General features: G+C 61.6%; 12 protein-coding genes. 6 read left to right on the top strand and 6 right to left on the bottom strand.

Translation table 11 applies throughout. The features are described 5' to 3' along the window. The first annotated feature begins 48 nt into the window (after nt 1-48). Nucleotides 49-426, top strand: a complete 378-nt coding sequence (locus BFW87_RS25905; RefSeq protein WP_003217591.1) for a response regulator — start codon at nt 49-51, stop codon at nt 424-426. A 25-nt stretch (nt 427-451) separates the two neighbouring features. On the opposite strand, the gene BFW87_RS25900 is transcribed toward BFW87_RS25905, so the two are convergent. From BFW87_RS25900 to BFW87_RS25885, 4 genes are all read right to left on the bottom strand, one after another. Next, nucleotides 452-2122, bottom strand: a complete 1671-nt coding sequence (locus BFW87_RS25900) for an ATP-binding protein (protein WP_078742546.1) — start codon at nt 2120-2122, stop codon at nt 452-454. Further along, nucleotides 2122-3621 carry an ATPase domain-containing protein gene (locus BFW87_RS25895; protein ID WP_078742545.1) on the bottom strand — a complete coding sequence of 500 codons (1500 nt, stop codon included), beginning with the start codon at nt 3619-3621 and terminating at the stop codon, nt 2122-2124. The genes BFW87_RS25900 and BFW87_RS25895 overlap by 1 nt, the downstream gene beginning before the upstream one ends. Nucleotides 3622-3765: 144 nt before the next feature. Then, on the bottom strand, nt 3766-4824 hold the full coding sequence (locus tag BFW87_RS25890) for a HEAT repeat domain-containing protein (RefSeq protein WP_078742544.1): 1059 nt from the start codon (nt 4822-4824) through the stop codon (nt 3766-3768). Nucleotides 4825-4900: 76 nt separating this feature from the next. Continuing rightward, nucleotides 4901-5794: a bestrophin family protein gene (locus BFW87_RS25885; protein ID WP_078742543.1), complete on the bottom strand. Its 894-nt coding sequence runs from the start codon at nt 5792-5794 to the stop codon at nt 4901-4903. 213 nt (nt 5795-6007) lie between these two features. Here BFW87_RS25885 and BFW87_RS25880 point away from each other — a divergent pair, with 213 nt between their 5' ends. The 5 genes from BFW87_RS25880 to BFW87_RS25860 are packed head-to-tail and all read left to right on the top strand — an operon-like array spanning nt 6008 to nt 11558. Further along, on the top strand, nt 6008-7651 hold the full coding sequence (locus tag BFW87_RS25880; protein WP_078742542.1) for an AMP-binding protein: 1644 nt from the start codon (nt 6008-6010) through the stop codon (nt 7649-7651). Nucleotides 7652-7671: 20 nt separating this feature from the next. Next, a complete protein-coding gene (locus tag BFW87_RS25875) occupies nt 7672-8439 on the top strand; it encodes an SDR family NAD(P)-dependent oxidoreductase (RefSeq protein WP_078742541.1) in 768 nt (255 codons plus the stop codon). A 12-nt stretch (nt 8440-8451) separates the two neighbouring features. Then, nucleotides 8452-9636, top strand: coding sequence for an acetyl-CoA C-acyltransferase (locus BFW87_RS25870; protein ID WP_078742540.1), 1185 nt, complete (start codon nt 8452-8454; stop codon nt 9634-9636). Between the two features lie 9 nt (nt 9637-9645). Beyond that, nucleotides 9646-10773, top strand: coding sequence for an acyl-CoA dehydrogenase (locus BFW87_RS25865; RefSeq protein ID WP_078742539.1), 1128 nt, complete (start codon nt 9646-9648; stop codon nt 10771-10773). 11 nt (nt 10774-10784) lie between these two features. Further along, nucleotides 10785-11558: an enoyl-CoA hydratase gene (locus BFW87_RS25860; protein ID WP_078742538.1), complete on the top strand. Its 774-nt coding sequence runs from the start codon at nt 10785-10787 to the stop codon at nt 11556-11558. A gap of 152 nt (nt 11559-11710) precedes the next feature. Here BFW87_RS25860 and BFW87_RS25855 read toward each other — a convergent pair whose 3' ends face one another. Both BFW87_RS25855 and BFW87_RS25850 read right to left on the bottom strand, forming a co-directional pair. Then, nucleotides 11711-12862, bottom strand: a complete 1152-nt coding sequence (locus BFW87_RS25855) for an acyl-CoA dehydrogenase family protein (RefSeq protein WP_078742537.1) — start codon at nt 12860-12862, stop codon at nt 11711-11713. Nucleotides 12863-12865: 3 nt separating this feature from the next. Then, a complete protein-coding gene (locus tag BFW87_RS25850) occupies nt 12866-13969 on the bottom strand; it encodes an enoyl-CoA hydratase/isomerase family protein (RefSeq protein WP_078742536.1) in 1104 nt (367 codons plus the stop codon). Nucleotides 13970-14079: the final 110 nt, after the last annotated feature.

Here is a 14079-nt window from a genome sequence, read left to right as displayed (position 1 = left end):
GTGACCCCATGGTCGTAACTGCAGCAATTGACCGGACAAAGGCTTCCCATGAGTGAAGATGCGCAAGACGTTGTACTGATCGTCGAGGACGACGAATCGATTATGTTTGTGCTGGGTGAATACCTGGCCGGCCTGGGTTATCGGGTCTTGAAGGCGATTGATGGCGAGCAGGCCTTTGAAATTCTCGCGACCAAGCCGCATCTGGACTTGATGGTCACCGATTACCGCCTGCCCGGCGGAATTTCCGGGGTGCAGATCGCCGAGCCTGCGATCAAGCTGCGTCCGGAACTGAAAGTGATCTTTATCAGCGGTTACCCGCAGGAAATTCTCGACTGCAACAGCCCGATCACGCGCAATGCACCGATCCTGGCCAAGCCGTTTGATCTGGACACACTTCAAGAGCATATCCAGCGCCTGCTGGCCTAAGCCACCGAAGGGCTGCGCTGCAGCCCTAGTCCCTGATCATCTCTCGAACTTTTGCCGTCAACAGGTCAAACGTGAAAGGCTTGGTGATCAACTGCATCCCCGGGTCCAGGAAACCACCCCGCACCGCCGCGTGTTCGGCATAACCGGTGATGAACAGCACTTTGAGGCCAGGGCGTATCTGCCGGCCAATTTCCGCCAGTTGCCGCCCGTTCATGCCGGGCAGCCCCACGTCGCTGATCAGCAGGTCGATGCGCTGATCCGACTCGATGATCGGCACGGCCGTGTTGGCGTCGCCTGCTTCGACAAAGCCGTAGCCCAACTCCTTCAATACTGCACTGACCAACACCCTCACGGCCGGGTCGTCTTCGACGATCAACACGGTTTCGCCCGCGTTGGCAAACGGTAGCAATGCCGGGTTCACCAAGGTCTCCACCTGCATCTCACCCACAAAACGCGGCAGGAACAGGCTGACGGTCGTGCCTTTGCCGACCTCACTGTGAATCGTCACATGGCCGTGGGATTGCCGGGCGAACCCGTAGATCATCGACAGCCCGAGCCCGGTGCCCTGGCCAATCGGCTTGGTGGTGAAGAAGGGGTCAAACACCCGGTCCATGACGTTTTCCGGAATTCCGCAGCCGTTGTCGCTGACGCTCAGTTCCACATAGTCGCCGGGTTCGAGGGTGCCGTAGGCGGCGGTAAACACACTGTCGAGATGGCGGTTGGTGGTTTCCACCACCAGATGGCCGCCATTGGGCATTGCATCACGGGCATTGATGACGAGGTTGAGCAGGGCGCTTTCGAGTTGGTTGGGATCGGCCTCGGCCGTCCACAATTGCTCTTCAAGGCGCATATCCAGTGAAATACTTTCGTTAATGCTGCGTTGCAACAGTTCGCCCATCGAACTCACCAGTTGGTTGATTTCAACCGGCTTGGAATCGAGGGATTGGCGACGGGAAAAGGCGAGAAGTCGATGGGTGAGGCTGGCAGCGCGGTTGGCGGACGTAACGCCCAGGTCGATCAGGCTATCGAGGTCGTCCAGCTTGCCGCGCGATACACGCCTTCGCAGCAGTTCCAGGCTGCCGATGATCCCGGTGAGCATGTTGTTGAAGTCGTGGGCGATGCCGCCGGTCAACTGGCCGACCGCCTCCATTTTCTGCGACTGGCGCAGGGCGTCTTCGTTATGACGCAGTTGGGCCGTACGTTCTTCCACCTGTTGCTCGAGCGTTTCAAGGGTGCGCTGCAGGCGCAATTCGCTTTGGCTCAAGTCAACCAGGCGGTCGCGTGCTTCGTATTGCCGCCGCCTGCCACGCAACGCGGCGCTGACCAGGCTGATCAGCGTTACGGGATGGAAGGGGCGTTCCAGGAACGTCACGTTGCCCAACAGCCCACTCAGGTGAGAGGAGCCGTTCTGCTCGTTGCCGCCGTGATGGGTCATCAGCACGATGGGCAGGTCCGACCAGGCCGGCTGCTGGTGCAAGTGCTCCAACAGCGGCTCCAGATCCACCCCGCGCAGGGCTTCCGCCGCAATGATCAGCAGGCCGGCGCCGTGTTCCAGTGCTTCGCACAGTTGCGCAAGGTTGCCGGCCGTGATGCCGTGATAGCCGGCTTCGTTCAGCATCATCAGCGCCAGCGAGCCGTCACGGCCCATGGGCGCCAATACGATTGCGCGCTCGGAGACAGGGGATAGGGCAGGCACTAGCCCTCCTCTTTGAGCAGAGGCGAGCCGGCGCCCATGTAGGTGGGGATGCCGCGCAATACACCCTGGAAATTATCCAGTGGCTCGCCGACGGTCATGCCTTGGCTGCCGATACGGTATTCGCGAATCGTGGATTCATGAGAGCCCGTGCGTTTCTTGATGATTGAAATGGCCCGACGCACCTTGCCCAGCGCTTCGAAGTAGCGCAGCAGGATCACCGTATCGGCCAGGTAAGTAATGTCGACAGGCGCCTGCATATCGCCGACCAGCCCGTGTTGGGCCACGGTCATGAACGTCGCAGCCCCACGGCGGTTGAGGTACAACAGCAGCTCGTGCATATGCAGGATCAGCGCGTTCTCTTCGGGCATCGCGGCCTGGTAGCCGTTGATGCTGTCGATGACCACTGTCTTGATCCCGCGCTCATCCACGCAGCGGCGTACTCGATGCGAGAACTCGCCAGGGGACAGCTCGGCAGCGTCCACCTGTTCGATCAACAGGTTGCCGGTGTCTTGCAGGGCGGCGAGGTCGATCCCCATGTTTTTCATGCGCTCAAACAGCAGGCCCAGTTCTTCGTCGAAGATAAACAGCGCGGCCTTTTCACCGCGCGCCACGGCAGCGGCAGCGAATATCATCGAGATCAGCGATTTACCGGTACCGGCCGGGCCCAGGATCAGGCTGCTGGAGCCCGTCTCCACACCGCCGCCCATCAACGCATCCAACTCACGTATGCCACTGCTCAAGGTCTCGCGCACGTAACCGCCGCGATGCTCGGCCGCCACCAGGCGCGGGAACACGTGTATGCCGTCTTCCATGATGGTGAAGTCATGGAAACCGCCACGGTATTTCTGACCCCGGTATTTGACGATGCGCACCCGGCGGCGCTCGGCGCCATAGTTAGGCGTCAACTCTTCCAGACGAATCACCCCGTGGGCCACGCTGTGCACGGTTTTGTCGAGGGATTCGGTGGTCAGGTCATCCAGCAGCAGCACCGTGGCGTCGTAGCGCACAAAGTAATGCTTGATCGCCAGGATTTGCCGGCGATAACGCAGGGAGCTTTGCGCCAGCAGGCGAATCTCCGACAGGCTGTCGACCACCACGCGGGTGGGCTTGATGCGTTCGACCACTTCAAAGATCTGCCGTGTGGCTTCGCCCAGTTCCAGGTCGGAGGAGTACAGCAGGCTTTGCTGGTGGTCGGCGTTGAGCAGGCTTTCCGGCGGGGTCAGTTCGAAGATATGAATGTTTGGGTCAAGGTCCCAGCCATGGGACATGGCGCCCTGGCGCAATTCCCGCTCGGTTTCGGACAAGGTGATGTACAGCGTGGTTTCGCCGTTCTTCGCGCCCGCCTGCAAGAAATGCAGGGCGACGGTGGTTTTACCGGTGCCCGGCTCACCCTCCAACAGGAACAGGTGGCTGCGTGATAGCCCCCCGGAAAGGATGTCGTCAAGACCCTCAATGCCGGTGGCTGCCTTTTCACTGAACTGCGCTTTGGATGTAGACAAGAAGTGCCCTCAGGTCACGTACAAGTAGAGGTGCGCGCCCGCATTGGGCGCGCCATATTTACTTGACCGTGGCGGCCTGTGGCGGTTCAACGCTTTGTAATATTTGTACAAACGGGTTGAATTTTGACAAGTTTTGCGGTGCCATCACAAGCCCTGCTGCAGCGCCGGATCATCCGGATTCTGCTGCTCCAATTGCGCCAGCAGCACCTGAACATTCTGCAGCTGGCCGCTTTCTTTCCAGTAATTGACCAGCAGCACGCGGGCTTTGCGGTTGGCGGGGTGGCGCTGGATGATTTCCTCCAACTGGCGCTGGGCGGCTTCCAGCTCCTCCTGGGCGTGCAGGGTGGTGGCCAGGTCGTAACGGTAATCCTGATTGTCCGGTTCCAGCTCCACCGCCTTGGACAGGCCGAGCAGGGCGTAAGGGCGCTCACCGTGGTGCAGCAGCCACATGCCCAGGGCGTGTTGCAAGTAGGCCGATTCCGGATGCGCCGCCAGTTGTTGCGCGAGTAGCTGGCGGGACTCTTCCGACTTGCCTTGCTTATCCAGTAACTCGATCTGGGCGACCACCGCTTGCAGGTTGTCCGGTTGCAAGCGAATCGCCTGTTGCAGTGCATTTTGCGCGTCCGGCAACAACGCGCTGTGGATGTACAGGCGCGCCAGCTGAATCCAGCTCTCGGCTGATTCGGGCTCGGCCTTGATCTTTTTCACGAACTCATCGAGCACTTGCTGCAGGGGGCCGAAATACAGGCCGAGGGTATCCGGCGACAAACCCAGCAAGGCATTGGCGGCGGCGAAGCGGACTTCTTGCTCGGGGTCGTCCAGTGCCGGCCCCAGCAGCAGCGTGCGTTGGCCGGTAGGCACCAGGCCGACGATGCTGTGGATCGCGGCCTCGCGCACCAGCGGCGACGCATCGGCCAGGTCTTTATCGGCCAGCTTCAGCGCCTGCGGGCTTGGGTAGTTGGGCAATTCGGCATGCAGCGCAGCGCGACGCTCGGGGGACAGATCCGGGCGGCCCAATTGCTGATACAGCACGCGCGCAGCCCCGGGCTCGCCGTTATGCGCCTGTTTGAGCGCTTTGGCATAACCATGGGCAATCGCAGGCGGCACGGTCACCGGAGTTGAGCGGGAGAAATACCAGGTGGCAGAAACAATCAACAGCAGGGCGCACAGGCCGATGATGACGTTACGGCGTGACTTTGACATGCAGGCGTCCAAAAGCTTGAGCAGCTATTGCAAAGCCATCAGCTTCGGTCAGACCACCGCGAGTGTCAAACCGGCGTCAGGTCAGTACGTATTCCACCGGCTCAAGGGCAGGCGGCAAGTCAGTTTCGCCAAGGGCGGCGAGTACCTCGCGCTCCAGGGTGCGTACCAGCGCATTGCACGGCAGGTCGTTTTCGTCGAAACCGAACGGGTCTTCCAGGTCGTCGCCGATTTCGTCCAGGCCAAAGAAGGTGTAGCTGACGATGGCGGTGAACACCGGCGTCAGCCAGCCCAGCGGCTCGGCCATGGCAAACGGCAGCAGAATGCAGAACAGGTAGATGGTGCGGTGTAACAGCAGCGTGTAAGGGAAGGGCAGCGGCGTGTGCTTGATCCGCTCGCACGCGGCCTGCACCTGGCTGAGGCTGACCAGGCGGGTTTCCCATTGGGTATAACGCCATTCGCTGATCACACCCTGTGCAGCCAGTTCGGAAAACGTCGCGCCGAGGTGCTGCAACACCCTGTCGGGCAGGTTGGGATGGCCAGCATTCACCGCCATCCAGGGATTGATTGCCCGGGTTTCATCTTCGTGACGCAAGCGTGCGATCAAGCCATGGGCGAAACCACACAGCCCGCGCAGCAGGCCCGCACGCTCGGGCGAATCACCGAGTACCTGGGTTTCGCGAATCAGCGAACGCACTTCAATAATCATCTGCCCCAGCTGTTTACGGCCCTCCCACCAGCGGTCATAGCAGGCGTTGTTGCGAAAACTCATGAAGATCGACAGCGACAACCCGAGCAGGGTGAACGGCGTAGCGTTCACCTTGGAGAAATACGCAGGGTGCCAGGTCTCCACCAGCACGATCACCGAGGCCAGCAGGGTGACCAGCAAGCTGCGCAAGGCAATACGTTTGGCAATCGAGCCCTTGAGGGAAAACAGGATACCCAGGAGGTTGGGCTTGGGACGCACGATCATCGGGAGGGTTTCTTCTGTGGCGCAGACCCTCAGGTTAGAAGCCTGCCGGGCGGGCGTCCAATCACTTGGGCTGACCGGTTGATTGGCGCGATCAATCATTGGCCAAACCAGTCAGCGAGGTTGAAGGCTTTGACCATTGCCGCTGCACCGCTCTAGAGCGACTATTTGCGAGGTTTACGTCCTGAAAATAAAAACACAGAAGGATTTGAAGCGATGCGTGAGTATTTGGCTGCCACCACCGAATTTGACTACCCGCACACCGTCGACGCCGCGCTGGCGGGCAACCTGCAAGCGCTCAATGCCTGTGTGGAATGCTGTGACCGCCACGCGCTGCCGGGGCGCATCGCATTGTTCTGGGAGGGCAAGGACGGGCGCAGCGCTACGTCCACGTTCACCGAACTGCAGGATCAGGCTTCACGTTTCGCCAATTTCCTGCTGGCCCAGGGCGTCAAACGCGGTGACAAGGTGGCCGGCCTGCTGCCACGCACCGCTGAATTGTTGGTGGTGGTATTCGCCACCTGGCGCATCGGCGCGGTCTATCAGCCGCTGTTTACCGCGTTCGGCCCCAAGGCCATCGAACATCGCCTGAACAGTTCCGGCGCAGCGCTGGTGGTCACCGACGCGGTGAACCGGCCCAAGCTGGTCGACGTGGCAGGCTGCCCGACCATCGTCACGGTCGCCGGCGCCAGGGGTGAGGGCATCGTGCGCGGCGATTTCAGTTTCTGGGCCGAGCTGCCCAACCACTCCAACGTCTGCGAGCCCGTGTTGCTGGGCGGGGATGATCCGTTCCTGCTGATGTTCACCTCCGGCACCACCGGCCCGTCGAAAGCGCTGTCGGTGCCGCTCAAGGCCATCGTCGCCTTTCAGAGTTACACCCGTGACGCGGTAGACCTGCGCCCTGAAGACGCGTTCTGGAACGTCGCTGATCCGGGGTGGGCCTATGGCATCTATTTCGGCGTGACCGGGCCTCTGTCGATGGGCCACCCGATTACCTTCTACGATGGTCCGTTCACGCTGGAAAGCACCTGCCGGGTCATCAATAAATACGCGATCACCAACCTCACCGGTTCGCCGACGGCGTATCGCATGCTGATTGCCGGTGGCGAACAGTTCGCCAGTTCCATCAAGGGCAAGCTGCGTATTGTCAGCAGCGCCGGCGAGCCGTTGAACCCGGAAGTGATCCGTTGGTTCGCGGACAACCTGGGCGTGACCATCCACGACCACTACGGCCAGACCGAGCTGGGCATGGTGCTGTGCAACCACCACGGCCTTGAGCACCCGGTGCATGTGGGCTCAGCCGGGTTTGCCTCGCCGGGCCACCGCATTGTGGTACTCGACGACAATCATCAGGAATTGCCCGCCGGCCAACCGGGCATTCTGGCGATCGACCGTGAACAGTCGCCGATGTGCTGGTTCGCCGGCTACGACGGGGTGAACACCAAGGCCTTCGTCGGCAAGTACTACCTCAGCGGCGACACCGTGGAGCTGAACCCCAACGGCAGCATCAGTTTTGTCGGGCGCAGTGATGACGTGATCACCACGTCCGGCTACCGCGTGGGCCCGTTCGACGTGGAAAGCGCGCTGGTGGAGCACCCGGCCGTGATCGAGGCGGCCGTCGTTGGTAAACCGTGCCCGGAGCGTACGGAAGTGGTGAAAGCCTTCGTCGTCATCAACGCGCAGTACCGCGCAACCGCGGAGCTGGCCGAAGAACTGCGCCTGCATGTGCGCAAGCGCCTGGCCGCGCATGCCTACCCGAGAGAAATCGAATTTGTCAGCGACTTGCCCAAGACCCCGAGCGGCAAGCTGCAACGTTTTATTTTGCGTAACCAGGAAATCGCCAAAGCGGCGATTGCCTGATCCACTTTAAGGACACATTGATGCAGATTGAAAACAAGGTATTTCTGGTCAGCGGCGGCGCGTCGGGCCTCGGCGCGGCCACCGCTGAAATGCTCGTGGCCGCCGGTGCCAAAGTGATGCTGGTGGACCTGAACGCCGAGGCGGTCGCCGCCAAAGCCCAACAGCTGGGCGATAACGCCCGCAGCGCTGTGGCCGATATCAGCCAGGAAGCTGCCGCCGAAGCCGCCGTGCAAGCCGCAGTCGCCGCTTTTGGCGGTTTGCACGGGCTGGTCAACTGCGCCGGTGTGGTGCGCGGCGAGAAAATCCTCGGCAAGAACGGGCCCCACGGCCTGGCCAGCTTTGCCCAGGTGATCAACGTCAACCTGATCGGCAGTTTCAACCTGTTGCGCCTAGCCGCTGCGGCCATCGCCGAAACCGAAGCGAATGCCGACGGCGAGCGCGGTGTGATCATCAATACCGCCTCGGTCGCCGCGTTTGACGGGCAGATCGGCCAGGCGGCGTATGCCGCGTCCAAAGGCGCCATCGCCAGTCTGACCTTGCCCGCCGCCCGTGAGCTGGCGCGCTTCGGCATTCGCGTGATGACCATCGCCCCCGGCATTTTCGAGACGCCGATGATGGCCGGCATGACGCCTGAGGTGCGCGACTCGCTGGCCGCGGGCGTGCCATTCCCGCCACGCCTCGGCAAGCCCGCCGAATACGCCGCGCTGGTGCGCCATATCATCGAAAACAGCATGCTCAACGGCGAGGTGATCCGTCTCGACGGCGCCTTGCGCATGGCCGCCAAGTAAGGAGAAATGTTCATGAATGATCCCATCGTTATCGTCAGCGCCGCGCGTACGCCCATGGGCGGTTTTCAGGGCGACCTTAAAGGCCTGACGGCGCCACAACTGGGCGCAGCCGCGATTCGCGCCGCCGTTGAGCGTGCCGGTATCGCCACCGATGCCGTGGATGAAGTGCTGTTTGGCTGCGTGTTGCCGGCAGGCCTGGGCCAAGCGCCTGCGCGTCAGGCGGCGCTGGGTGCGGGGCTGGACAAAGGCACGCGCTGCACCACCCTCAACAAAATGTGTGGTTCGGGCATGGAAGCCACCATTCTGGCCCACGATTCGCTGCTGGCCGGCAGTGTTGATGTGGTCATCGCAGGCGGCATGGAAAGCATGTCCAACGCTCCGTACCTGCTGGACCGTGCGCGCAGCGGCTATCGCATGGGCCACGGCAAGGTGCTGGACCATATGTTCCTCGACGGCCTTGAAGATGCCTACGACAAAGGCCGCCTGATGGGCACCTTTGCCGAGGACTGCGCCGAATACAACGGCTTCAGTCGCGAAGCCCAGGATGCATTCGCCATTGCCTCGCTGACCCGTGCGCAGGAAGCGATCACCCACGGCAACTTCGCGGCGGAAATCGTCCCTGTGCAGGTCACCGTTGGCAAAGAGCAAAAAACCATCCTGCATGACGAGCAGCCACCCAAGGCCAAGCTGGACAAGATCACAGGCCTGAAACCGGCCTTCCGCGAAGGCGGCACCGTGACGGCAGCCAACTCCAGCTCGATTTCCGACGGTGCGGCGGCGCTGCTGCTGATGCGTCATTCCGAAGCGCAGAAGCGCGGGCTCAAACCCTTGGCCGTCATCCACGGCCACGCCGCCTTTGCCGATGAGCCGGGGCTGTTTCCGGTGGCACCGGTAGGCGCGATTCGCAAGTTGATGAGCAAAACCGGCTGGAATCTGGGCGACGTTGACCTCTTCGAGATCAACGAAGCCTTCGCTGTGGTCAGCCTGGTGACCATGAGCAAGCTGGAAATTCCCCACGAGAAGGTCAATGTGCACGGCGGCGCCTGCGCCCTGGGCCACCCGATCGGCGCGTCCGGCGCGCGCATTCTGGTGACCTTGCTCTCGGCCCTGCGCCAGAAAGGCATGAAGCGTGGCGTCGCCGCCATCTGCATCGGCGGTGGTGAAGCCACGGCCATGGCTGTCGAATGCCTGTACTGAGGAATGTCCATGCTACCAGATGACGAACAACTGCAAATCAGCGAGGCGGCCCGGCAATTTGCCCAGGAACGCCTGAAACCCTTCGCCGCCGAGTGGGACCGTGAGCATCGGTTTCCCAAGGAAGCCATCGGCGAAATGGCTGAACTGGGCTTTTTCGGCATGTTGGTGCCGGAACAGTGGGGCGGTTGCGACACAGGCTACCTGGCTTATGCCATGGCCCTTGAGGAAATCGCCGCGGGCGACGGCGCCTGCTCGACCATCATGAGCGTGCACAACTCGGTGGGCTGTGTGCCGATCCTCAGATTCGGCAACGACGCGCAGAAAGAACAATTCCTCAAACCCCTGGCCAGCGGCGCCATGCTCGGTGCGTTTGCGCTGACCGAGCCGCAAGCCGGCTCCGACGCCAGCGGCCTGAAAACCCGTGCCCGTCTGGAGGGTGACCATTACGTGCTCAACGGCTGCAAACAGTTCATTACGTCCGGGCAAAACGCCGGGATCGTGATTGTGTTTGCGGTGACCGACCCGGCAGCGGGCAAGCGCGGGATCAGCGCGTTTATCGTGCCCACCGATTCGCCGGGCTACACGGTGGCGCGGGTCGAAGACAAACTCGGCCAGCATGCCTCCGACACCTGCCAAATCCTGTTCGAAGACGTAAAGGTGCCGGTCGCCAACCGTTTGGGCGAGGAGGGCGAAGGCTACAAAATTGCCTTGGCCAACCTCGAAGGCGGTCGCGTGGGTATTGCCTCGCAAGCGGTGGGCATGGCCCGCGCCGCGTTCGAAGCGGCGCGTGACTACGCCCGTGAGCGGGAAAGCTTTGGCAAGCCCATCATCGAACATCAGGCCGTGGCCTTTCGCCTGGCCGACATGGCCACGCAAATTGCCGTGGCCCGCCAGATGGTGCATTACGCCGCCGCCCTGCGTGACAGCGGCAAACCTGCGCTGGTCGAAGCGTCCATGGCCAAGCTGTTTGCTTCGGAAATGGCCGAGAAAGTCTGCTCGGCCGCCTTGCAAACCCTGGGCGGTTACGGTTACCTGAGCGACTTCCCCCTGGAGCGGATCTACCGCGATGTGCGGGTCTGCCAGATTTACGAAGGCACCAGCGATATTCAGCGCATGGTCATCTCACGCAATCTTTAAGGAGCCGAAACATGAGTTACGACACCATTTTGCTCGAAGTGCAGGGCCGCGTCGGGCTGATTACCCTCAATCGCCCGCAAGCCCTGAACGCCCTGAATGCGCAGCTGGTCAGTGAACTGAACCAGGCGCTGGACAGCCTGGAGGCCAACCCGGAAATCGGCTGCATCGTGCTGACCGGCTCGAAAAAAGCCTTCGCGGCCGGCGCCGACATCAAGGAAATGGCCGAGCTGACCTACCCGCAGATCTACCTCGACGACCTGTTCAGCGACAGTGACCGCGTGGCTAACCGCCGCAAACCGATCATCGCCGCCGTTAACGGTTTCGCCCTGGGCGGCGGCTGCGAACTGGCGTTGATGTGCGATTTCATTCTGGCCGGTGACGGTGCCAAGTTTGGCCAGCCGGAAATCAACCTCGGCGTACTGCCGGGCATGGGCGGCACCCAGCGCCTGACCCGCGCCGTAGGCAAGGCCAAGGCCATGGAAATGTGCCTGACCGGGCGCTTTATCGACGCGGTGGAAGCGGAGCGCTGCGGGATTGTGGCGCGCATCGTACCGGCCGATGAATTGCTGGAAGAGGCGCTGAAAGTCGCGACACTGATCGCCGGCAAGTCCGTGCCGATCAGCATGATGGTCAAGGAAAGCGTGAATCGCGCGTTTGAAGTGAGCCTGTCCGAAGGCGTGCGCTTTGAGCGCCGGGTGTTCCATGCGGCGTTTGCGACGCTGGATCAGAAGGAAGGCATGGCGGCGTTTGTGGCCAAGCGGGCGCCGGAGTTCAAGGATAAGTAACCCGATCTCAAACACCAGAGATCAAACGGTGGGAGCTGGCTTTTGTGGGAGCCGGGCTTGCCCGCGATGGCATCACCTCGGTATGACTGATAGACCGAGGTGCCAGCATCGCAGGCAAGCCAGCTCCCACATTTGGTTTTGTGGCGTACCCGTTAGAGCTGGTAGTTCTTCAGTTCCCGCGCAATCACCATCCGCTGAATCTCGCTGGTGCCCTCGTAAATCTGCGTGATCCGCGCATCCCGGTAGTAGCGCTCCACCGGGTAATCCTCCAGATACCCATACCCACCGTGAATCTGCATCGCGGATGAGCAGACCTTCTCGGCCATTTCCGAGGCAAACAGCTTGGCTTGTGAGGCTTCCGACAGGCACGGTTTGCCGGCGCTGCGCAGGCGTGCGGCGTGCAGGATCAACAGGCGTGCGGCGTTCAGTTGCGTTTGCATGTCGGCCAGCAGGTTGGCCACGCTCTGGTGTTCGATGATTGCCTTGTTGAACTGCACGCGATCGCGCGCGTAGGCCAGCGCGGCCTCAAAGGCTGCACGCGCAATGCCCAGCGCCTGGGCGGCAATACCGATGCGGCCGCCTTCCAGGTTGGAGAGGGCGATGGCCAAGCCCTTGCCGCGCTCACCCAGCAGGTTGGCTTCCGGAACGGTGCAGCCGTTGAGGGTGACGGCGCAGGTGTCCGAAGCGCGAATGCCCATCTTGTGTTCCGTACGATCCACGACGAACCCCGGCGTCTCGGTGGGCACGAGGAAGGCGGAAATGCCTTTCTTGCCCAGCTCCGGGTCGGTCACGGCGAACACAATGGCCAACTTGGCGCGCTTGCCGTTGCTGACAAACTGCTTGGCGCCGTTGATCACCCACTGGCCGTCACGCAATTCGGCGCGGGTGCGCAGGTTGTGGGCTTCGGAACCGGCCTGGGGTTCGGTCAGGCAGAAACAGCCAATGGCTTGGCCGCTGGCAAGGTCTGCCAGCCAGGTTTGTTTCTGTTCATCTGTGCCGTAGTTGAGAACTGGCCCGCAACCCACTGAATTATGGATACTCATCAGCGCACCGGTGGCACCGTCACCGGCGGAAATCTCTTCAACCGCCAGGGCGTAGGCGACGTAGTCGACATAGGTGCCGCCCCATTCTTCCGGCACCACCATGCCCAGCAATCCCAGTTCGCCCATCTTTGCGACAAGTGCATCATCGATCCAGCCGGCTTTTTCCCAGGCTTGAGCGTGGGGGGCGATCTCGCCCCGGGCAAAGTCGCGCGCCATGTCGCGAATCATGACTTGTTCTTCTGTGTATTCAAGATCTTGCATGGTTTATCTCGGAACCTGCTTGAAGTGATGGAAGAAGCTTTCCACGTGGTCGGCGTCCAGCCCGTCAAGCGTGGGCGGGTTCCAGCGCGGGGTCTTGTCCTTGTCGATGATGAGCGCGCGGACGCCTTCGATCAGATCGCCGCGTTCGAACCACTGACGGTCCAGGTGCAACTCCAGGGCAAAGCATTGCTCCAGCGGCAGACGACGGCCACGACGGAGCATCTGCAGGGTGACGGCCATTGCCAATGGCGAGCGGGTTTTCATCAGGTGGGCGGTGGTCAGCGCCCATTCGTGGCTGTCGGCGACGGTCACTTCCTGCAGTTGCTCGACAATGCTGGGCACATCCGGCAAGCCAAAGAAATGATCGATGGCCGGGCGCAGGGCCGCCAAGGGGGCATCGGGCAGTTGTTGCACTGCCAGTTTGGCCAGTACGCCTTGCAGGTCCTTGAGCGGTGAGTCCTGCCACTGCAGGCGGTCGAGTTTCTGGTCGAGATCGGCGAGTTTGACGCTGTCGATGTACCAGTCCGCCAGCCCGCAGTACAGCGCATCGGCGGCGCGAATCTGTACGCCGGTGACCCCGAGGTAAATCCCCAGCTCGCCAGGAATGCGCGGCAGAAAATAACTGCCGCCCACGTCGGGGAAGTAGCCGATGGCCACTTCCGGCATCGCCAGGCGGCTGCGTTCAGTGACTACACGCAAATCGGCGCCTTGCACCAGGCCCATGCCTCCGCCGAGGACGAAGCCGTCCATCAGCGCGAGCACGGGTTTGCGGTAATGGTGGATGGCGAGGTCCAGCGCGTATTCCTCGACGAAGAAGTCTTCGTGCAAGGTGTCGCCGCTTTTGAAACTGTCGTACAGGGAGCGGATGTCGCCCCCCGCGCAAAAGGCTTTTTCACCCGCGCCGCGCAGCACGACAGCGTAAACCTGTGGGTCATCTGCCCAGGCCTGCAATTGCAGGGTCAGGCTGCGGACCATGTCCAGAGTGATGGCATTCAAGCCGGCGGGGCGATTGAGGGTGAGGTGGCCGATATGGTTGCGCACCTCTGCCATCACTTCGTCCTGAAGCCTGTCGGCACGGCTTGCTTCGGATGAAACCTGAGCAGTCATCTCTAACTCCCTGCTTTTATTGTTCTTTATCAAGATGTTCGCGGGCGAACGCTCTCGCGATCGTACCAGTGCAAATTTGCCCAGTACAACCCGAAATCATGCAGGTCGTT

The organism is Pseudomonas fluorescens (assembly GCF_002022275.1).
Classification (GTDB): domain Bacteria; phylum Pseudomonadota; class Gammaproteobacteria; order Pseudomonadales; family Pseudomonadaceae; genus Aquipseudomonas; species Aquipseudomonas fluorescens_AJ.
The sequence above is the reverse complement of the archived record's forward strand: the minus strand, read 5'-3'. Positions and strand labels throughout refer to the sequence as shown.